The 25899-nt window shown below is 32.9% G+C and carries 22 protein-coding genes and 1 pseudogene; 14 read left to right on the top strand and 9 right to left on the bottom strand.

Annotated features, from left to right (window positions below):
* Positions 1-93 precede the first annotated feature (93 nt).
* Positions 94-948, bottom strand: coding sequence for a CvfB family protein (locus ACVEGE_RS16060; RefSeq protein WP_173851845.1), 855 nt, complete (start codon positions 946-948; stop codon positions 94-96).
* Between the two features lie 329 nt (positions 949-1277).
* On the opposite strand from ACVEGE_RS16060, the gene ACVEGE_RS16055 reads away from it, so the two are divergent.
* Complete coding sequence (locus ACVEGE_RS16055) at positions 1278-2630, top strand: M28 family metallopeptidase (RefSeq protein WP_192501598.1); 1353 nt, start codon at positions 1278-1280, stop codon at positions 2628-2630.
* 63 nt (positions 2631-2693) lie between these two features.
* Here the strand turns inward: ACVEGE_RS16055 and ACVEGE_RS16050 are convergent, their stop codons facing one another.
* Both ACVEGE_RS16050 and menD read right to left on the bottom strand, forming a co-directional pair.
* Positions 2694-3038, bottom strand: coding sequence for a DUF2853 family protein (locus tag ACVEGE_RS16050; RefSeq protein WP_173851841.1), 345 nt, complete (start codon positions 3036-3038; stop codon positions 2694-2696).
* A gap of 233 nt (positions 3039-3271) precedes the next feature.
* A complete protein-coding gene (menD, locus tag ACVEGE_RS16045) occupies positions 3272-4936 on the bottom strand; it encodes a 2-succinyl-5-enolpyruvyl-6-hydroxy-3-cyclohexene-1-carboxylic-acid synthase (RefSeq protein WP_192501597.1) in 1665 nt (554 codons plus the stop codon).
* Positions 4937-5074: 138 nt separating this feature from the next.
* Here menD and ACVEGE_RS16040 point away from each other — a divergent pair, with 138 nt between their 5' ends.
* Positions 5075-5572, top strand: a complete 498-nt coding sequence (locus ACVEGE_RS16040; RefSeq protein WP_192501596.1) for a GNAT family N-acetyltransferase — start codon at positions 5075-5077, stop codon at positions 5570-5572.
* Positions 5573-5632: 60 nt separating this feature from the next.
* On the opposite strand, the gene ACVEGE_RS16035 is transcribed toward ACVEGE_RS16040, so the two are convergent.
* The 5 genes and pseudogenes from ACVEGE_RS16035 to ACVEGE_RS16015 all read right to left on the bottom strand — a co-directional run bounded on the left by ACVEGE_RS16035 (position 5633) and on the right by ACVEGE_RS16015 (position 11241).
* Entirely contained in the window at positions 5633-6220 is a 588-nt protein-coding gene (locus ACVEGE_RS16035; RefSeq protein ID WP_192501595.1) for a glutathione peroxidase, read from the bottom strand.
* Between the two features lie 141 nt (positions 6221-6361).
* Positions 6362-8575 (bottom strand): annotated as a pseudogene (locus tag ACVEGE_RS16030) (TonB-dependent receptor).
* Between the two features lie 2 nt (positions 8576-8577).
* Positions 8578-9873 carry a tetratricopeptide repeat protein gene (locus ACVEGE_RS16025; RefSeq protein WP_192501594.1) on the bottom strand — a complete coding sequence of 432 codons (1296 nt, stop codon included), beginning with the start codon at positions 9871-9873 and terminating at the stop codon, positions 8578-8580.
* A gap of 88 nt (positions 9874-9961) precedes the next feature.
* On the bottom strand, positions 9962-10564 hold the full coding sequence (locus ACVEGE_RS16020; protein ID WP_173854611.1) for a DUF4331 family protein: 603 nt from the start codon (positions 10562-10564) through the stop codon (positions 9962-9964).
* A gap of 26 nt (positions 10565-10590) precedes the next feature.
* Complete coding sequence (locus ACVEGE_RS16015; RefSeq protein ID WP_192501593.1) at positions 10591-11241, bottom strand: DUF4331 family protein; 651 nt, start codon at positions 11239-11241, stop codon at positions 10591-10593.
* 221 nt (positions 11242-11462) lie between these two features.
* Between ACVEGE_RS16015 and ACVEGE_RS16010 the strand changes: the two genes are divergently transcribed.
* From ACVEGE_RS16010 to ACVEGE_RS16000, 3 genes are all read left to right on the top strand, one after another.
* Positions 11463-11993, top strand: coding sequence for an RNA polymerase sigma factor (locus tag ACVEGE_RS16010; protein WP_173854609.1), 531 nt, complete (start codon positions 11463-11465; stop codon positions 11991-11993).
* On the top strand, positions 11993-12787 hold the full coding sequence (locus ACVEGE_RS16005) for an anti-sigma factor (protein ID WP_192501592.1): 795 nt from the start codon (positions 11993-11995) through the stop codon (positions 12785-12787). The genes ACVEGE_RS16010 and ACVEGE_RS16005 overlap by 1 nt, the downstream gene beginning before the upstream one ends.
* Positions 12788-12992: 205 nt before the next feature.
* The gene (locus tag ACVEGE_RS16000; protein ID WP_192501591.1) at positions 12993-13943 is read left to right on the top strand and encodes a tRNA dihydrouridine synthase; all 951 of its coding nucleotides are present in this window, start codon (positions 12993-12995) and stop codon (positions 13941-13943) included.
* 61 nt (positions 13944-14004) lie between these two features.
* On the opposite strand, the gene ccsA is transcribed toward ACVEGE_RS16000, so the two are convergent.
* Positions 14005-17196 carry a cytochrome c biogenesis protein CcsA gene (gene ccsA / locus ACVEGE_RS15995; RefSeq protein ID WP_192501590.1) on the bottom strand — a complete coding sequence of 1064 codons (3192 nt, stop codon included), beginning with the start codon at positions 17194-17196 and terminating at the stop codon, positions 14005-14007.
* A gap of 548 nt (positions 17197-17744) precedes the next feature.
* Between ccsA and ACVEGE_RS15990 the strand changes: the two genes are divergently transcribed.
* From ACVEGE_RS15990 to ACVEGE_RS15950, 9 genes are all read left to right on the top strand, one after another.
* Positions 17745-18518 carry a Rossmann-like and DUF2520 domain-containing protein gene (locus ACVEGE_RS15990; RefSeq protein WP_192501589.1) on the top strand — a complete coding sequence of 258 codons (774 nt, stop codon included), beginning with the start codon at positions 17745-17747 and terminating at the stop codon, positions 18516-18518.
* Positions 18502-19029 carry a KdsC family phosphatase gene (locus tag ACVEGE_RS15985; protein ID WP_173857351.1) on the top strand — a complete coding sequence of 176 codons (528 nt, stop codon included), beginning with the start codon at positions 18502-18504 and terminating at the stop codon, positions 19027-19029. The genes ACVEGE_RS15990 and ACVEGE_RS15985 overlap by 17 nt, the downstream gene beginning before the upstream one ends.
* Positions 19030-19145: 116 nt before the next feature.
* Positions 19146-20072: a geranylgeranylglycerol-phosphate geranylgeranyltransferase gene (locus ACVEGE_RS15980; protein ID WP_192501588.1), complete on the top strand. Its 927-nt coding sequence runs from the start codon at positions 19146-19148 to the stop codon at positions 20070-20072.
* Positions 20065-20649 carry a Maf-like protein gene (locus tag ACVEGE_RS15975; protein ID WP_192501587.1) on the top strand — a complete coding sequence of 195 codons (585 nt, stop codon included), beginning with the start codon at positions 20065-20067 and terminating at the stop codon, positions 20647-20649. Before ACVEGE_RS15980 ends, ACVEGE_RS15975 begins: the two co-directional genes overlap by 8 nt.
* 1 nt (position 20650) lies before the next feature.
* Entirely contained in the window at positions 20651-21187 is a 537-nt protein-coding gene (locus ACVEGE_RS15970) for a mechanosensitive ion channel domain-containing protein (protein ID WP_192501586.1), read from the top strand.
* Positions 21188-21365: 178 nt separating this feature from the next.
* Positions 21366-22535: an AI-2E family transporter gene (locus ACVEGE_RS15965; protein WP_173854600.1), complete on the top strand. Its 1170-nt coding sequence runs from the start codon at positions 21366-21368 to the stop codon at positions 22533-22535.
* 59 nt (positions 22536-22594) lie between these two features.
* Positions 22595-24388, top strand: a complete 1794-nt coding sequence (locus ACVEGE_RS15960) for a BamA/TamA family outer membrane protein (RefSeq protein ID WP_192501585.1) — start codon at positions 22595-22597, stop codon at positions 24386-24388.
* A gap of 290 nt (positions 24389-24678) precedes the next feature.
* Complete coding sequence (locus ACVEGE_RS15955; protein WP_192501584.1) at positions 24679-25128, top strand: hypothetical protein; 450 nt, start codon at positions 24679-24681, stop codon at positions 25126-25128.
* Between the two features lie 172 nt (positions 25129-25300).
* On the top strand, positions 25301-25864 hold the full coding sequence (locus ACVEGE_RS15950; RefSeq protein ID WP_192501583.1) for a hypothetical protein: 564 nt from the start codon (positions 25301-25303) through the stop codon (positions 25862-25864).
* Positions 25865-25899: the final 35 nt, after the last annotated feature.

The raw sequence follows: 25899 nt of genomic DNA, 5'->3' as shown, positions 1-25899 counted from the left end.
AACTATAACACGCAATTCATAAGGTGTTATAAATAGAAAGACTAACCGGCAACGATTAGTCTTTCTTTTTTTTATATCAATTCTAAGATTTAATTACTCCTTAATCAAGTAAATTCCGTCTTCTTTAATTTCAATTAATTTTTCTCTATATAAAGCACCTATCGCTTTCTTGAACGTTTTCTTGCTCATTTTCAACACAGTTTTAATATCTTCAGGGTGAGAACTATCTGTAAGGCGTAAAAAACCACGGCTCGCTCTCAATTCATCTAAAATCAAGTCGGCATTAGGTTCAATGCTTTCATAACCTTGAATTTGCAATGCAACATCAATTTTATTATCAGGACGAATGTTCTTGATGTAGCCACGCATACGGTCTCCTGTACGAATTGCATCATCATAAACCTCATCTTTATAAAGCAGTCCTTTGTGACGCTCATTAATAATTACGTTAATTCCAATTTCAGTAATATGCGAAACAATCAACTCTACTTCTTCTCCTTTTTCTACCGTAAGCTCTTCATTTTTTAAGAACTGGTTGGTCTTACTTGAAGCAACAAGACGGTTAGTTTTTTCATCCATATAAAGGTAAACCAAGTAACGTTTTCCTTTTTCCATAGGACGTGCTTGCTCTTTAAACGGAACTAAAATATCTTTTTCCATTCCCCAATCCATAAAAGCACCTATCTGGTTGACATAATTCACACGTAAAAGCGCAAATTCATTCAACAAAATATACGGTTCTAATGTAGTAGAAACGGGACGTTCTTCATGATCCAAATAAACAAAAACAATGAGCTCTTCCCCTATTTCAAATTCGTTTGGAACGTATTTATTAGGCAACAAAATGTCATGTATTCCTTCAGGATCTTCTTCAGGATTCCCTAAAAATAATCCCACTTTGGTATCTCGTAAAATGGTAAGCGTATTGTATTTTCCTATTTCAATCATATTCTTTCAATTTCTAAAGCGCAAAGGTACGAAGTTTGAAAATAACAAACCCACACTAGCCCATAATTACTACTTATTTTATATAGGAGCAGCAACTATCCTTTTCAAAAATACGATTTGTCCTGCTGTACGCAGTATCTTTTTGGCTGAACACCAGCCAAAAAAGGATACTTGCTCCCATCAGGGCTAATTAGCAACTACTTTTTTATTGAATAACGAACACAAACAACTCCCCAAAAGCTTAAACAACTATTAAATTTATTTTTACTGCTTATAAACCTTAATTTTTTACTTATTTTTAAATTTTCAAACACAAATACCCTAAACAAATGAATCCAAAACCTATTTTCTATCTTTTTGCATTGCTCTTCTTTACGCAAATAACTATAGCCCAAATTACTGTTGATGATCCTGAAATAAAAAAAATGGTTACTGAGATCAAAGCAGATAACCTTGAAGCCACTGTAAAAAAGCTCGTTTCTTTTGGAACCCGCCATACCCTAAGCGACACTAAAAGTAACAGTCGCGGAATTGGAGCAGCACAACGCTGGGTAAAGTTGGAGTTTGAAAAATATGCGTTGGCTTCAAATGGAAGATTAACCACTACTATGGATTTTTTTGATGTAAAAGCCGATGGCAAACGCATTGCAAAAGACAGCCAACTTGCTAATGTAATGGCTACTTTAAAAGGAACTGATCCTGCAGATGACCGTGTACTTATTGTTAGCGGACATATAGACTCTAGAGTTACTGATGTTATGGATGCAAAAGCAGACTCACCAGGGGCTAACGATGATGGTTCAGGTGTAGCGGCTATGATGGAGCTTTCTAAAATTATGAGTAAAAGAGCTTTTCCTTATACAATAATTTTTGTAGCTGTTACAGGAGAAGAACAAGGTTTGTACGGTGCAAAACATTTAGCCGAAGTCGCTAAACAAGAAAAATGGAATATTGTTGCCATGCTTAATAATGACATGATAGGAAATAGTTTGTCTAGTGGAACAAACTTAAGAGACAATACTAAATTTCGTGTTTTTAGTGAAGCAACACCCTATTTAGAAACTGAGGACGAAGCTAAAATGCGCAAACTAACAAATAGAGACAATGATAGTCCGTCTAGATTATTAGCACGCTATATTAAAACCGTAACTGAACAATATGTAGAACAGCTTGAAGTGAATCTTGTGTATAGAAACGACCGTTTTTTACGCGGTGGTGATCACACTCCTTTTAGTCAAAATGGATTTACAGCCGTTCGTTTTTGTGAAATGAATGAAAATTTTGACCACCAACACCAAGATTTACGTACAGAAAATGCAATTAAATATGGAGATCTTCCTGAATTCATGGATTTTGAATACCTCAGAAAAATTACAGCTTCAAATTTAGTTACTTTAGCTAACTTAGCTTGGGCACCTAAATCACCTACAAATGTGGTTATAGAAGTAAAAGACTTAACTAATTTCTCTACTTTAGCTTGGAAACCTGCAAATGATAAAAAAGTTCATGGCTATCAAATATTAATTAGAGAAACCTCTGATGCCAACTGGCAGAAAAGTGTTTTTTTAACTGATACTCGAGCAACTATTCCTTATTCTAAAGATAACTTTCTTTTTGCAGTGCAAGCAGTAGATGAGTTAGGACATGCAAGTTTGCCTATTTTTCCCATACCTGTACGATAAATTTAAAGTTTACCCATAAAAAAAGCGCCATTAAGGCGCTTTTTTATTTATATGTGGTTTGTATTATTTATTGTAAACACTTTCTTTTTTAAAGTGAACAGCTAATAAGTAGTAAACTACAGCTCTATGTTTTGTTTTGTTTGAACGACCGTATTTTTCAATTACTGCATCAATAGCTGCGTCTAAATCAGGTCCATCTTTTAATCCTAATTTTTTAATTAAAAAATTATTTTTAACCGTATCCAATTCTGATTGTTGGCTACCAGCAACAGTTGATGAATCAGCATTATAAATCGATGGTCCACAACCAATAGTTACTTTGGTCAATAAATCCATATCCGGAGTTACTCCACATTTGTCTTTTAAATCTGCTGCGTATTTTACAATTAATTCGTCTCTCTTGCTCATAAAAATATATTTAATAATTAAGGTTAATGGTTTTTATTATCTCAAATTTAAGGATTTATTCAAAAGTAGCTATAATTTTACCAAAAATTATTTAAAATAAAGATAATAAGTTAAAAAATCCGATAAAAAACATAAAAACAAAGCTTTTAAAGATTAAAACACAAAACAAAGAGGTATTTCTCGTTAAAACAAAAGCATAATAAAGGTATTCTACCAAACATGATTTCTTGATTTTAGATCAATTCCTTAAAAAATTGAAGCAATATCTTATCATTAATTAATGTAGGTGTAAACACTTCTAAAATTGCTGGTTTCTCATTATTTTCAAAAAATGCAGGTAACAATGCTACTAAATCAGTTTCATTAGCTACAGCATGGTAATTCATATTGTACATTTTAGCTAAATGCGCAGCAGTTAGATCATGTGCCGTTTCAAAGAAAGTATTAAATACTTCTGTTTCTTCATGACCAGGCAGAATTCTAAATATTCCCCCTCCTCCATTATTGATCAAAACAATTTTAAAATTTCTCGGAATATAATTATTCCACAAGCCGTTACTATCGTATAAAAAACCAATGTCTCCGGTAATGAATACCGTTTGCTTTTTATTGGCAACAGCTGCACCAATTGCCGTAGACGTGCTTCCATCAATACCACTTGTTCCTCGATTACAAAATACTTCAATTGAAGGATCAATATCAATTAACTGCGCATACCTAATGGCGGAACTATTGCTGACTTGCAACTGGGTATCTTTAGGCAATGACTGAATCACCTTTTCAAAGACTTTAAAGTCGGAGAATGGAATTTTAGCTAAATATTCTTCTGTTTTTAACTTGCGTAATTGTACTATTGCATCCATTTTATGGAAATAATCACTTTTTATTTTGGTATCAACCAAAGGTATAAAAGCATTAAAGAAAACGTTAGGACATACTTTAAAATGATGTGTCAATGCACCAAAGGTATCGTAACCTCTTAAAGTATCAATATGCCAGTGATTAGTTGGTTTGTACTTACGTAGAAAAGCCTTAATTCTTTTAGAAACAATCATTCCTCCAAAAGTTAGCAATATATCAGGACAAAAATCCTCGAAATCTGTTGCTGTAAAAGGCGTAATTATGGTGTCTATGTTATTAATAAATGTAGGGTGATGTAAATTAGAAGTTGTTTCTGTCATTACAATAATTGAAGGATCTGTGGCTAGATGATCCATAATGGCTTGCTCTACAAATTCAGGTGGATTCACTCCTACAAGAATCATCTTCTTGCTTGCTTTGTTCCAAATATCTCCAAATGGAGCCAATTCTTTAGTTGTGATTGCAGGAGTAAATTTTGCGGAAGCGGTAACTATTGGCGAAACCGAAAGTGCAGTAACCGTCTCATACAATGGCTCTTCAAAAGGCGCATTGATGTGTACGGGTCCACTTTCTTGAATGGCGGTATCAATGGCTTCACAAATTAATTGATCATTTACAACTGAAGCTTCTTCGGTTAGATTGGCATTATACAAACAATGATTTGCATAAACATTTTCTTGACGAATGGTTTGTCCATCCCCAATATCAATTTTACTTTGTGGTCGATCAGCAGATATCACAATTACCGGAATTTGACTGTAGAATGCTTCGGCAAAAGCGGGGTAATAATTTAGTAAAGCAGAGCCAGAACTACAAACTAAAGCAACTGGAACTTTTTTTTGTTGTGCTATTCCTAACGCAAAAAATGCTGCCGAACGTTCATCAGCAATACTAAAACATTCAAAATTAGTATTTGTAGAAAATCCTAATGTAAGCGGTGCATTTCTAGAACCTGGAGAGATTACTATGGTGGCGATTCCTTTTGCACGACAAATTTCGATAATGCTTTGCGCTAAGGGTATTTTTGGGTAAATCATTCCTTTTTTAGTTTAATTTTAAGGATTTCGAGTTTAAAACTACTGGAAATCTTAATCCAAGCAAAGTTACAAACTTGCATCCTCTTTTCGTTTTATTTTAACTGAATTTTCTTAATTTTGGAAACAAATAATACTATTATGAATATCCAGTTAAGAAACTATAAAACTGAAGACACTCAAGCCATACTTGACATTATAAATTATAATATCTTACACTCTACAGCGCTTTATGATTACAACATTAGAAGTTACGCAGCGCAACTTGAAATGCTAGAAGACAAAGTCAAAAAAGGTTTTCCAGTTATTATAGCTGAGCTAGATGGTGCTGTAGCAGGTTTTGGAATGTACGGTGAATTCCGATTCAAAGAAGCTTATAAATTTACTGTAGAGCATTCCGTTTATGTGAATAATGATATTCATGGTAAAGGGATAGGCAAACTTTTATTGTTAGAATTGATTGCTATTGCAAAAAAACAAGGCATACACACCATGATTGCAGTGATAGATTCTGAAAATCAAAGTAGTGTTGATTTTCATGAAAAATACGGCTTTGAAACGGTAGGATTAATCAAAGAATCAGGATGGAAATTTGAGCGCTGGTTGCACTCGGTTTTTATGCAATTGATTTTAAAATAGAAAAATGCTAATTTCTACTCTTATATTAATAGGAGTAGGAATTAGCATTTTTTACTATTTTTATGCTTTAATCCAGTCAATAACTGATGGATCTGTAGGTAATGTTTTTGGAGATGTTACTTTTTCTAATTCTCCTTTTTTATTGATTAAGTATTTCTGGAAGTTCCACTCCACATCAGAATCTTGAAAACCGTTTTTATCTTTTTGAGTTAAAAACTGATAAACCGCGCACATATCATCACCTTTTACAGATACTTTATCCATCATAGGAAAAGTAACTCCGTAATTCATTTGACAAAAAGTAGCAATCTCCTCGTTAGTTCCTGGTTCTTGTGATGCAAAATTATTAGCTGGGAAACCTATTATAACAAAATCTTTAGTTCCGTATTCTTTGTAAATTGCTTCCAGATCTTTGTATTGTGGTGTTAACCCGCATTTTGAAGCTGTATTAACAATCATGACTTTTTTACCTTTTAGACTTGCGAAGTCAAATATTTCACCTGATAAATCGGTTACTTTAAACTGATATATATTTTGTTTTATCATTGTTTTTTCTGAATTTATTTTTAGGTGCTTTTTATTTTGTGCTTGTGTGTAATGAGCCATTAAGAGTAATGCACTGCAAGTAATCAAGACTAATTTTTTCATGGTTTCTATTTCGTTATAAAATTAAGTAATTAGTATGATAATACCTCCATTGTTCTCATTAATTAATGGACATAAAAAAGCCCAGCAAAACAAACAAAGCTGGGCTTAGTAACAAAAACAAACAAATTATAAATTCTTTGCCTAAAAAGTATAGGTAATTTTTCCTTTCATAAAAAACGGTGTTCCTGGGGTAAAGTGTATTTCTTCAACACTATTGGGTTCGTTTTGCAATCTTGATTCGGTTGCGAATTGTGTTTCATTCCACTCTGTATCAAAAAGGTTTTCAATTGATACCCCAAACGTCACACTTTTATATTGGTAGTTAATATTAAAGTCGGCTATTGCATACCCTTTTGCAACAATCGAATTATCTTCATTAGCGGGACGGCTTTTTAAATAACGGTAACGCAACCCTCCAGAGAATCCTTTCCATTTTTGAAAGCTCAATCCAGCAGTAGAAGTAAAGTCTGGTGCAAGCGGAATGTAATCTTCGCCTTTTGCTTCGTCAATACTACGTGCATAAGTATAATTTGCGTCAGCGTCAAAATACAACCAGTCATTTAACTGATAACGCAATCCTAAATCCACTCCCATTCTTCTAGTTTTTCCGCTAGGCTCAATAATTCCTGCATCACCTACATATACAAACTCTTGCTCTAAGTACAAATACCACAGCGCTGAGTTAACTAGTAATTTAGGAAAAGGTTTCCAAATCGTCCCTAAGTCAGTGCCAATTGCAGTGGGTAAAACTTGTTTACCATCGTTTTGCACCACCACTCTCGTATCATTTGAATGGAAACCAATTCCTGACTTTAGATAAAATTGTAAGTCATTATTTTGAGAATAAATAAAATTCAGCTTTGGCGAAACTTTCACTTCAGTTTCTGTTTGCGTTTTGTAAGCCGTTTGTAATTTATCTTGATAATTAAATTTAAAATAATCCACTCTCACTGCTGGATTAATAAGTAGTTTTCCAAATTTAAACTCGGTGTTTAGATACGTAAAACCATTTGTTTGATCAATATCCCCTAATTTTAAATTTTCAAGAACGGTAGTTCTATTTAAAGTATGTGATAACTCTGTATCTACAGCAGCATCAGAGCGAAAACCAACGCCCAACTGGAACAATACATCCCAATTATTGTTTTTTATACTTTTATTTAACTCGGTATTCATGCCATATATTGAACGGTTTTCCTTTTGCTTTATCTGATCACCATTAATAGGATCATCCAAAAAAAAAGTAAAATTAGAATACAACTCAAAATCATATTTAGAATAAAAAGCATTGGCTTTTAAGAACGTATTTTCATCAATAGATTTGCTTAAAGTTGCGTTTACATTAGTACGAGCAGTTTTACCACCTTCAGTATCATCAACGGCACCAAATCGTGAAATTGCACCCGAATCAACCAATCGTTACGGAATTTGGCCTGAAGCATCCCATTTACTTGAAAATCGTGATGCCGATATGGAAAACTTACTATTATCGTCTAAAATCACACTATATTTTCCTAACAAATTGACTCTATTAAAATTTTGGGGAGAATCAAAAGGCCCATCTGTTAGGATATATTCTGTTGCAATGTAAGCGGATTGTTTGTTTTGTTTGCCTAATAAATCAAACAACCCTACTGTTCTCAATGTATTAAATTGTCCCACTTCAAAACTAATGCTATTGCTGTCTAATTTATCTTTAGTTTGGAAGGCAACGTATCCTGCGGTTGCAAAATCCCCTTTACTGGCAGTATACGCACCTTTTCCAAAATCTATTTTTTCTACTGTTTCAGGAATTACAAAATGCAAATCAGCATAACCCTGACCGTGTGCATGTGACACCATATTTACAGGCATCCCGTCTACAGAAATAGCGACATCAGTACCGTGGTCAATATCAAATCCTCTCAAAAAAATTTGCTCAGCCTTACCTCCACCAGCATGTTGCCCTATGAATAATCCAGGTACTTTCCTGAGTATTTCCTGAGATGAGTTAACAGGCGTTGTTTGCAAATCAATTTTAGAAACGATATTCATAGCCGATAATTTTGGCTGGATTATGATTTCATTCAGTCTAAAAATATCATCAAGTAAAATAATCGTATTTTCTAATTCTATAACTATGTAATTCGCTTTTTTATATCCTAAAGCGCTTACTTTTAAAACATCAGAAACTCCCGTTTTATCAATACTAAATATCCCTAACTCATTAGTGTGCGCGTGTGTATTTGTTTTTAAATTAGTTACGTAGGCGTTTTCTATTGGGTTGCCCAATTCATCTGTAATTTTCCCCTGCTGCGTTTGCCCATACGATAGGATTCCGAAAAACAAAATAATACTAGTTACAAAAAATTTCATAGTTACAGGGTATTAATCTTCTGTTCAAAATTTGGACCTAATTCATAAATGCTTTCTAATAATTCCTCTTTAATAGGAGCAATTTTATCTTCCATTTTATTCGCTTTATATATCATTGCTAAATGGTATTGCACTTTTGGTTCAAATGAATTTCCTATAACGTGTTCTTTGGCTATAGCCAATGCTTTTTCATGCTCACCAATATTTAAATAAGACCAAGCTAATAATGAATAAGAATCTGGCGTAGGCCTATGATCAACTTCGATCTTAGCAATTTCGAGTGCTTTTGCAGCATTTTGTTTTTGATCAGCATAAATTAAAACGTTGTATTTATTATACATTGCGCCATAATTATGGTCTGTTAACATTTTGAAATACGCTTTTTCATTTGCTATAGCGTCTTCCTTATTTCCTGCAAACTGGTCAATTTGTGATTTCATCAAGAAGAAATCTGGAGTATTATGGGTAACTTCAATAGCTTCAACAATTCTCTTTGCTTCAGTAGTGTTTCTTTCGTGAGAGAAAACTATCCAAGCAATTCCTTTTAATGCGTAGGAATAATTGGGATCTATTTTTAATGTTTTTAAGTAACAGTCATAAGACTCTTGAACTCTTCCGGCATGACCGTAAAAATCTCCTAGATTAGAATATGACCATATTTTAAGTGTTTTATTATCTTCTTTCTCAGCAATATCTCTTGCTTTTTCCATGAAACCAATGGCAGTATTCAAATCTCCTTTATGGTCGTTCCATTTTGCTAATCGAATAAGATAATCATATTCTTTCATATCTTTTAAGGCATCAAGATTAGTTAAGGCACTATCAAAATCGCCTAATTCCATTTGTACATCAAATAATAATTTTTGGGTTTCCTTTTTACCTTCACCAATAGCAAATGCTTTTTCGGCTAGAGCCAAAGCTTCTTTAAAACGGTGTTGCGCAATGTAATTACGGGCTAAAGAACGTAGCGTGCTTACTTTAGAATAATTGCTCGCTTGATTTGACGCTACTAATAATTTTTCGGTTTTGTACAGGTAATTAATGTTCCCTGTATATTCAAAAAGCGTGGCATATTTAGAAGCAATAATCCCAAGATAGCTCTTTTGATTAGGCGCTTTATCATATTTTGTTTGCCAAAAAGTGATTTCCTCATTTGTAAAATCCAATGAAGGATTCTTTTTTAAATCAAGATATTGTTCATAGTCGGCCGTTTTTGTTATTTGATCCTTTTTAGTTTCACAACCGAAAAGGAATAAAATTGTAAAAATCAGTAACGGAATTATTTTATACTGTTTCATGTTTGTTTGTTTGTTTGTTTGTTTTAGAAAAAAAATAAAAAACAGCGTGCTTAAATTAACAAGCACCCTGTTTTTTAAATGCTTATTATTACCAAGCTGTTGCTAAGTAAGGAAATGCAGTAGTAAATTCTTTGTCATTTGCATCAACGTGATCTGAAGTTAATCCTGGATTAGCAGTTCCATCAGACCCACCAAAGATTAATAAAAGCTCTACATCAATAACATCATCTGCTAATGCTCTACCTGTAAGTACATTTGGACCGTCAAAAAAAGTTGTTTTACCAGTTGTTTTAACTCCAAGAACATCAGTCGCTAACAATCCTGTGAATTGAGCTGCCGTTTGTCCTAAAGCATTTGTAGAAAATGCAGGATTTAAATCCATTAATCTAGATTGAAAAACAGATTGGTATTTGGCTCCCATTGCAGAAGGTACCGTTCCATTAAAATCATCTTTAGGTTGTCCTGATGCAATAAAAACAGTATTAATTGCTGGTCTAGCCATTTGATCTTGTTGTACAAAAGTTCCTGAAAAATCAGCACTTACCATTGTATCGTTATTATTATCGTCGTCATTACAACTTACGATAGTAACTGAAGCAACTAATGCCATTGCTATAATTTTAAATTTATTTGATTTGCTCATCATGTTGTTGTTTATATTATTACGGAATTCGTTCACTTGTGATTTCATAATATATTTTGTTTAAATACTAATAATTATTGTTTTTTCTTAGTTTCTGACCATACATTAATAGCATCAGCAGTACCTAACTTTGATTTAGGAACCTCTATAACTACTGCAAGAACATTAGTTTCTGCAAAAGTATCCGTACCTGGATTGTTAAAAGCCGTAGCTGTACTTCCTAGGATTGCTTGAAACTGACCTAAGTCAAAGAAAAAAGGATCGTCTCTTGGTCCAGCAAAAAATTTCATTCCGTTTTCAGTTGCTACTGTAGCAGTCGCTCCGTACTTAGAAATAGCAACACTTCCTGAAGCTTTGCTTACATCAATTGTACTTGAAGTTCCTTTTACTGATGGTGCATAAGGACCAAAGAAATACATCTTATCTCCTTTTCTTATTGCTTGTATAACTAGATCCTCAACATTATCTCCAGTATTATCAATGTTAACTTCAATCATTACGTTTTCGCTAAAAGTAGCGGCTCCAGTTGCCCCTGGACTAAGTAATCCTTGTGTGTTGACTGCAAATACTAAATTGTTAGTATCTTGTCCTTGAAAAGCATACATATCCGTAATGTCTGCTGCGTTACCTGTAACAGATGGTGCATCAATGTGATCTGCTGCTATTAACACCAAACCCGAAATCGCCACTAGCGATAGGCCTAAAATCATTTTTGACTTTTTCATTTTATAATAGTTTAAAAGGTTATAATAGCACTTACGGGCTTGTTTAAGTTGCGGTTTTATAAATAGTCAAAAAAAAACCAACAAATTAATCAATCAACTGATTATCAATAATTTAAAACCTTAAAAAAAATACAATTATTTTTATATTATTCTTTTTTTTTACTATGTAGGTTGTAATTACTTCAATAGTAAGTAAGTTTGTAATATTAAAAGAGAGATATATGACCCAAGAAGAATTATTAGTCTTAATATATAAAAAGGACGAAAGAGCATTTACACATCTATATGATATGTATTCTAAGAGTTTATTTTCGGTTATAAATGTTTTAGTCCGAAATAGAGAAGAGGCCGAAGATGTTCTTCAAGATGTCTTTGTAAAAATCTGGAAAAACATTGATTCTTATAATGAAAGTAAAGGCCGTTTTTACACTTGGATCCTCAATATAGCTAGAAACACCTCTATCGATAAATTGCGTTCTAAAAACTTTAACAACAGTCAAAAAAACCTATCCTCAGATAATTTCGTAAATCTATTAGAAGACAGTAACAAACTGACTAGCAAAGTAGATACTATTGGAATACAAGAGTTTGTAAAAAGACTCAAACCAAAGTGTATACAAATTATTGATTTATTGTTTTTTAAAGGATATACCCAGCAAGAAGCTTCTGAGGAGCTGGATATTCCGTTAGGAACAGTAAAAACACATAATAGAAATTGTATAAATGATTTAAGAAACTATTTGAAAGCATAATGGAAAACGAAAACAAAGAATATATCGAATCCGGCATTTTAGAGATGTATATTTATGGTTTACTGACTGAAAAAGAAAATGAAGAAATTGCAAGTCATGCCAAAACAAACCCAGCAATAAACGACGAAATAATTGCGATTGAAAAAGCTATTGTGGCTTTGTCATCTAGCTTTTCGCCATTTCACTCGGTTGCTAATTATGAAAAAATAAAGGAAAAACTAGAACTTAAGCATGCTAAAGTGATCGAATTTGAACCCGAAACAAGCAATAGAGCACAATATTTAGGTTGGGCTGCTGCTATATTATTATTAGTAGGTATTGGATACCAATACAATGAATTAAACATCACTGCTAATCAAGTGGCTACAACTGCAGTTGAAAAAGCAAAATTAGAGAAAGAGTTCAAGATTTTAGAACTAAAAAACGCTACATCTGAAACAAATTTAGCCGTTGTAAGGGATCCAAAAAATACCGTTGTAAACTTAGGCGGACAAGTTGTTGCTCCTGAATCATCAGCAAAAATATATTGGAATAAGGAAACTGAAGTTGTTTATGTTGATGCCGCTAATTTACCAGAGCCACCAGACGGAATGGTGTATCAAGTATGGGCATTAAAACTAAACCCTCTTACTCCTACAAGTATTGGTTTACTAGACAATTTTGTTGCTAATAACCAACACATATTTGCAGTTGACAAAACAGCTGATGCAGAAGCTTTTGGAATCACATTAGAACCAAAAGGCGGAAGCTTAACTCCTACAATGGAACAATTATATACACTAGGAAAAGTATAAAATTATTTATTTTCGAAAGTAAAGACTGCGGTCTTAATTTTGATATCATAAAAAACCAGATAATCAGCAGATTGTCTGGTTTTTTTATGCTTTTATATCGCTGATGAGCCAGCTTACTAGCAGCAGAAATACACTTTTACAACATTCCTGTTAAATGAATCCATTGCACTATAAAGTATGTTATATTTGCACTTTTATATATTACATGAGCTATACCCTACTTTCCTCTCCTTTACAAGGATTTACAGATTTCCGATTTAGAAATGCACAAAACAAAATTTTTGGCGGAATCGATACCTTTTACGCACCATACATCCGTTTAAACGGAAAAATGATCATCAAGAATTCGTACCAACGCGATTTATTACCAGAGAACAATTCTGATTTAGAGGTCATTCCCCAAATCATTACTAACGATGCTGATGAGTTTCTATTTGTTTCTAAGTATGTACGCGAACTAGGCTACAAAGAACTAAACTGGAATCTTGGTTGTCCCTACCCTATGGTCACTAAGTGTGGTATGGGATCTGGACTTATTAGCAATACAGCAAAAATTGAGGAGATATTGCATCGCGTACAAAACGAATCTGATGTTATTGTTTCGATGAAAATGCGTTTGGGTTATGAAACCACAGAGGAAATTCTAGATGTATTGCCAATTTTAGAAAAATACAATGTTAAAAATGTTGCCATACATGCCCGTCTAGGCAAGCAATTATATAAAGGTGGTGTGCACTTAGATGCTTTTCAAACTTGCGTTGATCAAAGTAAAGTAAAACTATATTACAATGGTGATATTACCACCGTAACTAAGTTTAAAGAAATGCAAGCGCGTTTTCCTAGTATTGACCATTGGATGATAGGACGTGGTTTGATTGCTGATCCTTTTTTACCTAGCATGATTAAAAACGACACTTTAGAATATCCTAAAAACAAGATAGATTTGATCAGTGAATTTCATGATACTTTGTATCAAGGATACAGTGAGTCCCTTTCTGGATCGACACACATCCTTTTAAAAATGCACCATTTGTGGGAATATTTTTCAGTGATTTTTACCAATCCTCATAAAGTACACAAGAAAATTAAAAAGGCAAATAGTATAAAGAATTACGAAATAGCTGTTGCAGAAATACTAAAAGCGGAAAGGTTTTAAACCAAAAAAAAGTGTCAACTAAATTAGTTGACACTTTTTTTATACCCTGTTTATAACAGCATTATTTCTTATAATATTTTCTATATTTTGGATAAGTGATTGCTCCAATAAAAGTGATTGTTCCTAATGAATACCAAATCCAACTTAATGAATGTGCTTCACCACTCGCATACGAGTGTAATCCCACTAAGTGAAAGTTTACTCCATAATAAGTAAACAATATCGAGATAAAAGCAAACATACTCATCAGGTTAAAAATCCATTTTCCTCTTAACGCAGGTACAAAACGAGCGTGAATTACAAAGGCATATACCATGATACTAATCAAGGCCCAAGTTTCTTTTGGATCCCATCCCCAGTAACGCCCCCAACTTTCATTGGCCCATTGTCCTCCAAGGAAATTCCCTATGGTAAGCATGATTAAACCAATTGTCAATGCCATTTCGTTAATGTACGTAATCTCTTGAATATTCAAATCCATTTTTGCTTTGTTCTTTTCATTGGTAAAAAAGATCAATAAAAGCGATACAAAACCTAGAATCATCCCTAATGCAAATGGACCGTAACTAGCCACAATAACCGCTACGTGAATCATTAACCAGTAAGAATTAAGAACAGGTTGTAAATTAGCAATTTCTGGATCTAACCAGTTAGCATAGGCTGCCATAAAAATCATTGAAGTAACAAAAGAAGCAGAAGCTACTGTCAGCTTAGATTTACTATCAAATGCCAATCCAAAAAACATCGTTGCCCATGCCACATAAATAATTGCTTCATAAGCATTACTCCACGGTGCATGACCAGAAATAAACCAACGAGCAATTAATGCAATGGTATGCAAAACAAAAAACACACCAATAAGAATATGAAAACCATTTACAGTTACACGTAAATACTTTTTATCAAAGAAAATACTCAACAAAGTAAAAATCAACATAAAAATTCCACCAATAGCATAACAAAAGAATAATTTAGGTAGAATATCGTACTTATTGTACATAATTTCTAAATCAATTTTATCTTCACTTGGTCTTACTTTGGCACCAAATTTCTTTTGGAAACCATTCAAACTTTCGACTAAATCATTTGCATTTTTAAAATCACCCGTTTGTGATGCTTGATTCAAAGAACCGAAGTACAAAGGTAAAACGCTTTTAGTATACGTAGAATCCATTCCTTTTAATCCCGCTTCACCTAATTCTAATGCAGATACCCATTTATTATTAGGATCGTTTGGGATAGGGAAAATCTTTAAAATTCTTCCGCTCAAGGCAGATTCCATTAAATTTACTTTCTTATCTGTTTCGATAAAATCCTTCTCAAATTGGTTAGGATTTGCTGCTTTGTAAGCTGCATCTAAGTAGGGAGATAATTTATAATTCCCTTTTTCGTCAAAGAAGGCAATGAAGGGAGCGTTAACCATCTTAGAGTCAACTCCTATAATTTTTCTAATACTATCATTTCCTTCCCTCATATACACTAAAGGAATTTCGATCCAAAACTGTGCATACTGTGACATAGAAAGAAACACCTGATCAGGATTCATCCCTTTGTAAGAATTAGAATGACTCACCTTACGTAATAACTCTGATGAGAATGTATTGATAGGTTTCATTCTACCACCAGCATCCTGAATCACTAAACGACCAAATTTTGCCGCGTGCTCCTCTTTAATTTTGAATTTATTCAATAAAGAATCTAGTTGCTTCTCTGTAGGCGCTACTCTAGTGTGCGTTCCGTTTTCTATATGATCTGCGTGATCGCCATTTTCATCATGATCGTGGTTGTGCGCTTGCGAAAAACCACTCAAACTCATCATTAAGACAAGGATGGTCAATAATTTCGATTTTTTAGTTTTAACCACTTCCAATTTTCTTTTTAAGTCAGCAAAGCGAGAGTGCTTTGTAAACATAATTGCCATCATAGCAAAGAACAACATAAAATAACCTGCATAAGTGATTGCTGTGCCCCAAAAATCATGATTAACTGACAGCACTGTACCTTTTTCATCTGGATCAAATGAAGATTGAAAAAAGCGGTATCCTTTATAATCTAATACATTATTCATAAAAATTCTGGCGTCAAAAGTTTCTGATGGATCTTGAACAGTTACTTTACTCTCAAATGAAGAGTAACTTTTCTCTGTCCCTGGATATTTTTGAGCAATAAAGTCGTTCAATTTAATTTTAAAAGGCAATACATAAGCTTTACTTCCGTAGAAAAAACTATAATCAATTTGACCAATTCTTACGGTTTTAGCCTCTCCTATTTTTCCTTTTGAACCTACAATCGTTACTTCTTTTTCTTCACCATTAGCTTTTATTTTTAAAACTAAAGCATCCTCATGATTTTTAGCCTTAAAGTCATTATTAGATTCATAAGCAATTACTCCTTTAACCGCAGGATCAGGAAAAACGAAACGTTTCTCACCTATGCTATAAAGGGAACGCATCATTAATGGCTGCACGATATCCTTAGTCACCGCACCTTCAAGTTTATCAGCCATACGCATAAAGTTCCCTTCAAACGGAGTTTGTATCGTATATTCTTTTCCTGTAGTGGTTATATTGATAGCTCCTTCAGTAGGTTTGTTCAAAGCAATAAGTACATTATGAACATTTTGTACTTCTCCTGATTTCAAAAAGTGTTCTTCACGACCACCATCACCAGCTTCAACTAATTTTAAATATTCTACACCCTTTGGGTCTGGTTTTACATATTCCTTAGCTCCCATGATAAAATTTTCGTAGGATACTTCAAAAGGAGTATCAGCAAATTTTTCCATTATAGAAAAATTATTATTCGTAACTGGAGAAAGCAACAACGGCTTCTCAAAAACCCTACGTTTCATTTCGCCTTTGTATTCACCGTCAACAAAGACAGTCAAAAACGTTTTATCCGAGTAAAATTGGTTTTCAGCAGCACCTTCACGTATTGGCATCATTCCCTCATAACTAATATAACGAGTTACAAATGCACCAAGCAAGATAAATATAAAGGCTAAATGCAGCATTAAAGTAGCCCATTTTTCTTTTTTTAACAATTGATAGCGTTTAATATTTCCAATGAAATTAATCAAGAAAAAAACATGAATTGCTTCAAACCACCAAGAATTATAAATCATAATTCGAGCAGTATCAGTATTGTATTTACTTTCGATAAAAGTTCCTACTCCCATTGCTACTGCATAAGTAATAAAAAGAAGCGCCATTAATCGTGTTGAAAATAAAAAGGAGAATAATTTTTTATTCATTTTAAGGGAATTGTGTTTTATAAAATAGTCACAAAAGTACTTAAAAATGTTGACTTCTATATTTTTACAATTGTTAATTTAATCAAAAATTAAGGGGGCAAGTACCTTATTTCACGCTTTATTTTGGGTGTGCCACCATCCTAAAAAAAGGGCTATTTCACTTATTCAATATAAGCCCTTCTTTCAGGATGCTGTCGGGTCATCCGCGCTACTTCGGTAGCTTGCTCCTACCCCTCACGCGAAACTTGCTTAAAAGCAGGTGTTATTTTGATAAAATAAAGAAATTTGTATTTTTTTTTTATAAATTAGTATCTATCAAATTCTAGATTCATCACCAAATCGCCTAAAAATAAATCCGATAAAATAATTAAAACAAGAATACAATTCCTAGATTCTGAAATTTTCTGGATGAAACGAATTGAACTGTTGAAAATATAATACCTCTATAAAATACTGTTTCTAAAAAACAATTCTATTACCATTCTAACTAAAATAAACTCGCTCTTAATTACTATAATGGCTTCACTTTTTTTTGTTATTTTTGCACCATGATTAAAGTAATTATTATAGGATCTGGAAATGTAGCGCAGCATTTAATAAACGCTTTTCAGAATGAAGAAAAAAGAGAAAACGGAATCGAATTAATTCAGGTTTTTTCTCGTAAAAAAGAAAGCCTCATTTCTCTACTTCCTCTAGATAAAATAACCAACCAATTCAGCGAACTTTTAGCAGCCGATTTATACCTGATTGCTGTTTCTGATGATGCTATCGAAGAGGTATCTAATGCTTTGCCTTTTAAAAACCGTTTGGTTGCTCATACTTCTGGTAGTGCACCTATGACTGTTTTGAATTCGAGTAATAGAAGAGCGGTTTTTTATCCATTACAAACTTTTACTAAAAATAAAGCCGTCGATTTTAAAACGATTCCCATTTGCTTAGAAGCCGAAAACGATGCTGATTTTGAATTAATCAGTAAAGTAGGAAAACTGATTTCTAACCAAGCAACCGCAATTAATTCAGAACAACGCAAAGCACTACATGTTGCAGCTGTATTTGTCAATAATTTCACCAATCATATTTATCAAATAGGAAACGATATTTGCAACGAACATCAGGTACCGTTTGCAATACTGAAGCCTTTAATTCAGGAAACAGCACAAAAAATACTGGAACTCACTCCTGAAAAAGCGCAAACTGGTCCTGCAAAACGCAACGATCAAAAAACAATTGAAGCGCATGAACAATTCATAACAGATGAAAACCAATTGAATATTTATAAAATACTAACACAATCAATACAAAATAATGGCAAAAAGTTATAAAGAATTAATGAATGACATCACAACTTTTATTTTTGATGTCGATGGCGTACTTACTGACAGTTCTGTTGTAGTAACTACTGAAGGAGAAATACTAAGGACTATGAATATCCGTGATGGTTACGCCATGAAAGCAGCTGTAGAAAGTGGCTATAATGTGTGCATCATTTCTGGCGGAAGTAATGAAGGTGTTCGTGTACGTTTGCGTAATTTGGGGATTACAGACATTCACTTAGGTACTCCTGATAAAGTAGAAACTTTTAAAGAATATACTGAATTATACCATATAAAACCTGAACAAGTGTTGTACATGGGTGATGACATCCCGGATTATCACGTAATGAAATTAGTAGGATTACCTACTTGTCCACAAGATGCAAGTCCAGAGATTAAAACAATTTCAACGTATATCTCGCATAAAAATGGAGGAACAGGTGCTGCTCGCGATGTAATTGAGCAAGTAATGAAAGTACAAGGAAAATGGATGGAACATTTTAATGGTCAACATGATTAAATCACAGTAATTAGTGTTTTATTTTTATCATGTAAACTAATTATAAAAAGTCCGATTATGAGTTCGAAAGAAGTCGAGAATTACCCTTTAAATACTAAATCTGAATACTAAAAAACATGAATTTCCTAAATCTCATTAGATACAAAAATTTATTAATGCTAGCTTTTATGCAACTCATTTTTAGATATGGGTTTTTAAAAATGCAAAATATCACTTTAGCTTTAGCTGATTGGCAATACCTATTACTAGTACTAAGTACGGTATTAATTGCTGCTGCAGGTTATGTGGTTAATAATATTTTTGATCAAGAAACTGATCTCCAAAACAAACCGGAGCAGGTAATAGTAGGCAAGAGTTTTCCAGAAACTACGGCTTATAATATTTATATTGCTTTAAATAGTGTGGGAGTTGGAATTGGATTTTATTTATCTAATGTGATCGAAAAACCTGGTTTTGCTGTTGTATTTATTCTGATCGCAGCATCGTTGTATATTTACGCATCAAGCTTAAAACAAATGCCTATTGTTGGCAATATCATTGTTGCTTTATTGTTGTCTTTTAGTATTATTATTATTGGTATTTTTGATATTTATCCAGTAATAAACCCCGAGAACAAAGCACTCATGGCCAGCTTTTTCTCCATATTGCTCGATTATGCCCTTTATGCTTTTATGCTTAATTTGCTACGCGAAATAGTCAAAGATTTAGAGGATATAAATGGTGATTACAATCAAGGGATGCGTACACTACCAATAATTTTTGGAACTCAACGCACCGTAAAATTAGTATTTGCATTGAGCTTTATTCCTATCGTTATACTTCTTGTTTACATTAACAATTACCTTGTTGCCAACAGTCTTTTTATAGCTACCGCATATGGTTTTACAACAATAGTGGCACCATTATGTTTTTTTACAATTAAATCATGGACTGCTAAAACAACTAAAGATTTTCATCAATTAAGTACTTTATTAAAGTGGATTTTGTTCTTCGGGATTTTATCTATTGCTGTAATTACTTTTAATATAAAATACAATGCTTAAAAATAAACTCAAAAAATTCACTCTAATCTTAGCTTCTGGTTCTCCAAGGAGACAGCAGTTTTTTAAAGATTTGGGCTTGGATTTCGAAATTCGTTTAAAAGAAATTGAAGAAGTTTTTCCACCCGAATTGAAAGCTGGCGAAATCACTGATTTCTTAGCAAAATTAAAATCAGATGCTTTTGAAGGGGAACTTAAAGAAAATGAAATTTTGATCACTAGCGATACAATTGTATGGCATAACGGTAACGCTTTGGGGAAACCCAAAGACAAAGATGATGCGTTTACAATTTTAAAATCACTATCTAATGCAACTCACGAAGTAATCACTTCGGTTTGTTTTAAAACAAATGAAAAAGCGGTTGTATTTCATGAAACGACTAAGGTGACTTTTAACACGCTTACAGACGAGGATATCTTATACTATATTGATAATTACAAGCCGTATGACAAAGCAGGTGCCTACGGTATTCAAGAATGGATTGGTTTTATTGCAGTCGCAAAAATTGAAGGTTCGTATGCAAATGTTATGGGAATGCCAGTTGATAAAGTGTATGAATACCTTAATAAATTAGCCTAAAATGTATTTAGATTTTGCTCAAAATTACACCAAAGAAATAGTAAGTTCAGGGATATTAATTCTTGTATTTATCATTTTGCGCGTCGTACTTACTCGTTTAGTAAAAAGCTTTGCAAAAGTCACGCATAGAATAGAACACCGCACAAATCTAGTCATTAAATACATCCATATATTAGTAGTTATAATTGGCTTAATTGCGCTAATCATTATTTGGGGTGTGCAACCTAAGGATATTTTTATTGCCGTTTCATCAGTAGCAACTGTTGTGGGTGTTGCCATGTTTGCACAATGGTCTATCTTGAGTAATATAACTTCTGGGGTTATCTTGTTTTTCTCTTTTCCGTTTAGAATAGGTGATGTAATCCAAATTTTAGATAAGGACTATCCTATTATTGGTGAGATCGAAGACATTCGTGCTTTTCATGTTTCGTTAAAAACAAAAGAAGGTGAGACAATTATCTATCCAAACAACCTACTTTTCCAAAAAGGAATTTCAATTAGGAAAGACCGTTTTATTGACAACGAATTCACCGATTAATTTTCTCTCTGATTATTCTGTCAATCGCTTCTTATTTAATTGTACTTTTAAAAAGTGGTAATTTTATAAAAATAACATTAAAACACATAAGGATTCTCCGCTTTTAAAAGAGGATTTTTGTGCTGTACTGCATCGGTTTGCAGTTCCCCATTTCTATTCAAATTTATATCTAAAAATCATGAGCAAAATCACTACGTATCCGTTTTATATTAGACTGGCTTTTACACTAATTAGCGTGATTTGCATTAGTTATATTTTTTTTATTGGCAAGGATGTTATCATACCTGTTTTAATGGCTTTTCTATTTGCTGTTTTACTGCTGCCGGTTTCCAACTTTCTTACAACTAAAGTACATTTGCCTCACATACTAGCCGTATCCTTGACGGTACTACTATTTATACTCATCATCATTGCCATTTTTACTTTTATATCTTATCAAATTAGTGATATTGCAAGTGATTTTGATCGAATAAAAAAGAACATCGAACTCTTCACTAGAGATGTTCACCGCTACATTAGCGCTACTTTTAATTTAAGTATTTGGGAACAGAAGAAATACATTGATGATGTAACACAAGATTCAATGAAAAACGGTACAAAAACCATAGGTAACACCTTAATTTCAGTTACTGATATAATTGCTGATCTTACTTTAATTCCTATTTACACATTTTTGATTTTATTATATCGAACTCATTTTATTTTATTTTTTGCTAAACTGGTTAAAAAACAGCACCACCCAAAACTTAAGGAAATTTTATCACAAGTAAAAAGTGCTATCAATAACTATATTGTGGGGTTGATTATTGAAACTATCGTAGTATCAGTACTTACAGGTTTAGGATTGTATATTATTGGTGTGAAATACTTTATTTTACTAGGAATCATAACTGGGATTTTGAACTTAATTCCTTACGTAGGGATTTTAATCGCTGGATTAATTACTGTGTTATCATCATTAACGGCAACTCCTGATATATCGATAATGCTGGGCATATTAATCATTAATATTGTAGTGCAAATTATTGACAACAACATTTTAGTACCTATGATTATTAATACTAAAGTCGAAATAAATGCTTTTGTATCCATTATCGGAATTATAATAGGCGGTGGAATTGCTGGAATTTCGGGTATGTTTTTAGCTATACCTCTACTTGCTATTTTAAAAATTATTTTTGATCGAATAGAATCCTTAGAACCTTGGGGTTATTTATTGGGTGACAATATGCCCAAAACTTTTGTTTGGCGTTATGCTAATCCTGTGGAGCGAGAGCGTCCTTCGATTATAATTTTCGATAATGAGAATAACGCTATCGATCCTGATTTAGATTTAGATTCTAAATAATTTTTCACCTTAATTTACTGTTATCACAATTAATGCCTCGAATATATCTAAAAATAGTAATGGTTCTGTTTCTTTTGAGCAGTCAATTTTCGTTTTCGCAAAGTAGCAAAATCGAAAAAGACAGCGCAAAGGTTTATAAAGATATTCAGCAATATTCTAAAAAGAAAAAATTCACTAAGGCATTGCATCGATTGATTTTTAGACCAATAACTTCGCATAAAAAACAACCAAAAATAGTAAAACCAAAGACTATAAATGCCCAAGGTAAGATCATACGTAATATTAAGGTAGTTACGCTAGATCCTTTTGGTTACTCCGACACAGATAGTAGTAGAGTTCCAAAAAACTGGTTCGAAAAAACAGGAAACAGAATGCATCTTAAAACAAAGAAATTTGCAATTATGAATTTGCTGTTAATTAAGAAAAACACTCCTTATGACAATCTTAAGGTAACTGAATCTGAACGTATTATTAGATCTCAAAGATATGTGAACCGAGTAACAATCTCGGAGGAATTCACAAGTCCTAGTGCGGACTCTGTTGATATAACCATTCGGGTTTTAGATTCTTGGAGTACCCAACCTAGATTATCCTTTTCTAGTTCAAAAATTGCTATTGGACTCAATGAAAGGAGTTTTATGGGAACAGGTCAACAACTTGATTACCGTTTTACAAATAGATTTGAAGATGGAAAAGATGCTCATAATTTCACATACACAGTTCCGAATATCCGCAACACTTTTGTGAAAACAGTGGTTAAATACAATATTGATTTAGATAATTATTACGACAAAGGAATTAATATTGAACGTCCTTTTTATTCCCCATTAACTAAATGGGCAGGTGGAATATCATTTGAACAATTGTTCAGAAAGGATACGTTACAAGCAGCTGATTTGAGCTATATTTCACAAAACTTCAAGTTCAGCAGTCGTGATGTATGGGGTGGTAAAGCATTTACTATTTTTAAAGGAAATACTATTGATGACGAAACTACAAATTTAATTCTAGCCGCTCGTTACTTAAATATTCATTATGAAGAAAGTCCGATTAGTAGTTTAGACCCTTTAAATTTCTACTCTGCCGAACAACTTTATCTTGGCGGAATAGGAATCAATATGCGAAAATTTGTCAAAGACAAGTACCTTTTTAAAAACGGAATTACTGAGGATGTGCCTATTGGAAGAATTTACGGCATCACAGGTGGCTATCAGTATAAAAATAATACATGGAGACCGTATCTAGGTGCTCAAGTTTCTTTTGGGAATTACCACGACTGGGGATTTTTGAGTACCAATTTTGAAGTAGGAACATTTTTTAATCATTCAACTACAGAACAAACTACGTTTTCATTTCAAGCGAATTACTTCACTAATTTGATGGAGCTAGGAAAATGGAAAATTAGACAGTTTATAAAACCTCAAGTTATCATTGGTGTAAACCGAAAAGACATTATAGGTGACCAATTAACAATTAATGATAACTACGGAATTCAAGGTTTTAACAGCGCAGTATATGGAACTAGCAAAGCAGTTATGACCATGCAAACACAAACTTATTCACCAAAGGACATTTGGGGCTTTAGAATGAATCCTTATTTTAACTATACCATAGCGGTACTTGGGAATTCTAATAACGGAATAAACGAAAGAAAAGCTTATTCTAAAATAGGTGTAGGCGTGGTAATCAATAATGATTACTTAGTTTTTAGTTCTTTTCAACTTTCTATTTCTTACTATCCAAGGATCCCTTTTGAAGGTGACAATGTATTTAGAACAAATGCCTTTGAAACAACTGATTTTGGTTTCCAAAGTTTTGAATTGGCTAAACCTAGAACAGTATTGTTTAAATAAACTATTGTAGAATAAAATCCCTGTTTTTTTTGGGGCCCATGCAGACTGAAATTAAATTACCACTGCTTCACGTTTTAATCATACTGATTTTTCACAGTGATGCTTTAGAAGTTCGTTAGTTTAAAAAATAGCTAAATTATTACTTTCTAAGCATTGCTACAAATTATTCTCTCTTATTTATATACTTATCCCTACAAACGGATAAATTTATAAATACATGGCATAGTTGTTGGCTTATGAACTTTAGTAGCCTGAATTTACTAAGCTACTATTAAATAAAAAAAATAAAAATGAAAACATTTAAATTATTAGTTCTAGGATTAATTCTGTTCGCAGCAACTTCTAGTCATGCACAAATTTCGGTTAATGTAAATATTGGTACAGCTCCTGAATGGGGACCTTCAGGCTATTCAGAAGTTGAATACTACTATTTACCAGATGTAGAGGCCTATTATGATATCCATAATTCACAATTTATATATTTAGGTCAAGATAAATGGATTCGATCAAAATATTTACCCAAACAATATCGTGGTTACGATTTATACAGTGGTTATAAAGTAGTTTTGAGTGATTATCATGGAAAAACACCATACACACACTACAAAGAACATAAAGTAAAATATCATAAAGGATATAAAGGAAAACCACAAAAAACAATAGGTTATAAAAAGAATCCTGCTAAAAAAAGTGATCATAAAGAAAAGTCTAATAAAAACAATCACAAAGAAAAACATTAACTCTACTTAAAGTTAAATTAGAAAGAGAAACAGTAATATGTTTCTCTTTTTTTTGTCTTTTTATCTGTTAATAAATGGTAACAAAATAATCGTGGCACAGTTGTTGGCTTTAGCATAAAAGTATTGTGCTAGCCGATACAACATTCAATAACAATACAAAAAAAATGAAAATATGAAAACATTAAAACTAATAGCCGTTGGAATAATTCTACTAATATCCAGTACTAGTCAAGCACAAGTTTCAGTAAGTTTAAATATAGGCACAGCGCCATCTTGGGGACCTGCTGGTTACTCAAATATAGATTACTATTATTTACCTGATGTACAAGCGTATTATGATATTCGCGCTTCGCAATTTATATATTTTGGACAAGGAAGATGGATTAGATCTCGAAATTTACCAGGAAGATATAGAAACTACGATTTATACTCAGGTTACAAAGTAGTGCTAAATAACTACCATGGACACAGACCATATAGCTATTACAATACCCACAGATCTAAATATCGTGTAGGTTATCGTGTAGCAAATCAAAGAACAATAGGTCACCGAAATGACCATAGACGTTACGCTCATAAAACAAGGTATACTAATAACCATCGTTATGTTGCAAACCGTCGTAGTTCTAGAGACCGCAGTTATCAAGACAATCATAAACGTTATGACAAACATGATAACCATAGAAGTAATGGTAAAAAACAAAAAAAAGAGCACAATGACCATAGAAGACATTAGTCTAAAAGTAAAAAAATGAAAAGAGAGCATCCTAA

It is taken from the genome of Flavobacterium sp. PL002, from assembly GCF_054165825.1.
The sequence above is the reverse complement of the archived record's forward strand: the minus strand, read 5'-3'. Positions and strand labels throughout refer to the sequence as shown.

Excerpts from the sequence above, each read along its gene's own strand:
- ACVEGE_RS15975 (WP_192501587.1), top strand. The coding sequence starts at position 20,065 with ATGCTTAAAAATAAACTCAAAAAATTCACTCTAATCTTAGCTTCTGGT.
- ACVEGE_RS15955 (WP_192501584.1), top strand. The coding sequence starts at position 24,679 with ATGAAAACATTTAAATTATTAGTTCTAGGATTAATTCTGTTCGCAGCA.
- ACVEGE_RS15990 (WP_192501589.1), top strand. The coding sequence starts at position 17,745 with ATGATTAAAGTAATTATTATAGGATCTGGAAATGTAGCGCAGCATTTA.
- ACVEGE_RS15965 (WP_173854600.1), top strand. The coding sequence starts at position 21,366 with ATGAGCAAAATCACTACGTATCCGTTTTATATTAGACTGGCTTTTACA.
- ACVEGE_RS16035 (WP_192501595.1), bottom strand. The coding sequence starts at position 6,220 with ATGAAAAAATTAGTCTTGATTACTTGCAGTGCATTACTCTTAATGGCT.
- ACVEGE_RS15985 (WP_173857351.1), top strand. The coding sequence starts at position 18,502 with ATGGCAAAAAGTTATAAAGAATTAATGAATGACATCACAACTTTTATT.
- ACVEGE_RS16055 (WP_192501598.1), top strand. The coding sequence starts at position 1,278 with ATGAATCCAAAACCTATTTTCTATCTTTTTGCATTGCTCTTCTTTACG.
- ACVEGE_RS15960 (WP_192501585.1), top strand. The coding sequence starts at position 22,595 with ATGGTTCTGTTTCTTTTGAGCAGTCAATTTTCGTTTTCGCAAAGTAGC.
- ACVEGE_RS16040 (WP_192501596.1), top strand. The coding sequence starts at position 5,075 with ATGAATATCCAGTTAAGAAACTATAAAACTGAAGACACTCAAGCCATA.
- ACVEGE_RS16005 (WP_192501592.1), top strand. The coding sequence starts at position 11,993 with ATGGAAAACGAAAACAAAGAATATATCGAATCCGGCATTTTAGAGATG.
- ACVEGE_RS15950 (WP_192501583.1), top strand. The coding sequence starts at position 25,301 with ATGAAAACATTAAAACTAATAGCCGTTGGAATAATTCTACTAATATCC.
- ACVEGE_RS16010 (WP_173854609.1), top strand. The coding sequence starts at position 11,463 with ATGACCCAAGAAGAATTATTAGTCTTAATATATAAAAAGGACGAAAGA.
- ACVEGE_RS16025 (WP_192501594.1), bottom strand. The coding sequence starts at position 9,873 with ATGAAACAGTATAAAATAATTCCGTTACTGATTTTTACAATTTTATTC.
- ccsA (WP_192501590.1), bottom strand. The coding sequence starts at position 17,196 with ATGAATAAAAAATTATTCTCCTTTTTATTTTCAACACGATTAATGGCG.
- ACVEGE_RS15980 (WP_192501588.1), top strand. The coding sequence starts at position 19,146 with ATGAATTTCCTAAATCTCATTAGATACAAAAATTTATTAATGCTAGCT.
- ACVEGE_RS16020 (WP_173854611.1), bottom strand. The coding sequence starts at position 10,564 with ATGAAATCACAAGTGAACGAATTCCGTAATAATATAAACAACAACATG.
- ACVEGE_RS16015 (WP_192501593.1), bottom strand. The coding sequence starts at position 11,241 with ATGAAAAAGTCAAAAATGATTTTAGGCCTATCGCTAGTGGCGATTTCG.
- menD (WP_192501597.1), bottom strand. The coding sequence starts at position 4,936 with ATGATTTACCCAAAAATACCCTTAGCGCAAAGCATTATCGAAATTTGT.
- ACVEGE_RS16060 (WP_173851845.1), bottom strand. The coding sequence starts at position 948 with ATGATTGAAATAGGAAAATACAATACGCTTACCATTTTACGAGATACC.
- ACVEGE_RS15970 (WP_192501586.1), top strand. The coding sequence starts at position 20,651 with ATGTATTTAGATTTTGCTCAAAATTACACCAAAGAAATAGTAAGTTCA.
- ACVEGE_RS16000 (WP_192501591.1), top strand. The coding sequence starts at position 12,993 with ATGAGCTATACCCTACTTTCCTCTCCTTTACAAGGATTTACAGATTTC.
- ACVEGE_RS16050 (WP_173851841.1), bottom strand. The coding sequence starts at position 3,038 with ATGAGCAAGAGAGACGAATTAATTGTAAAATACGCAGCAGATTTAAAA.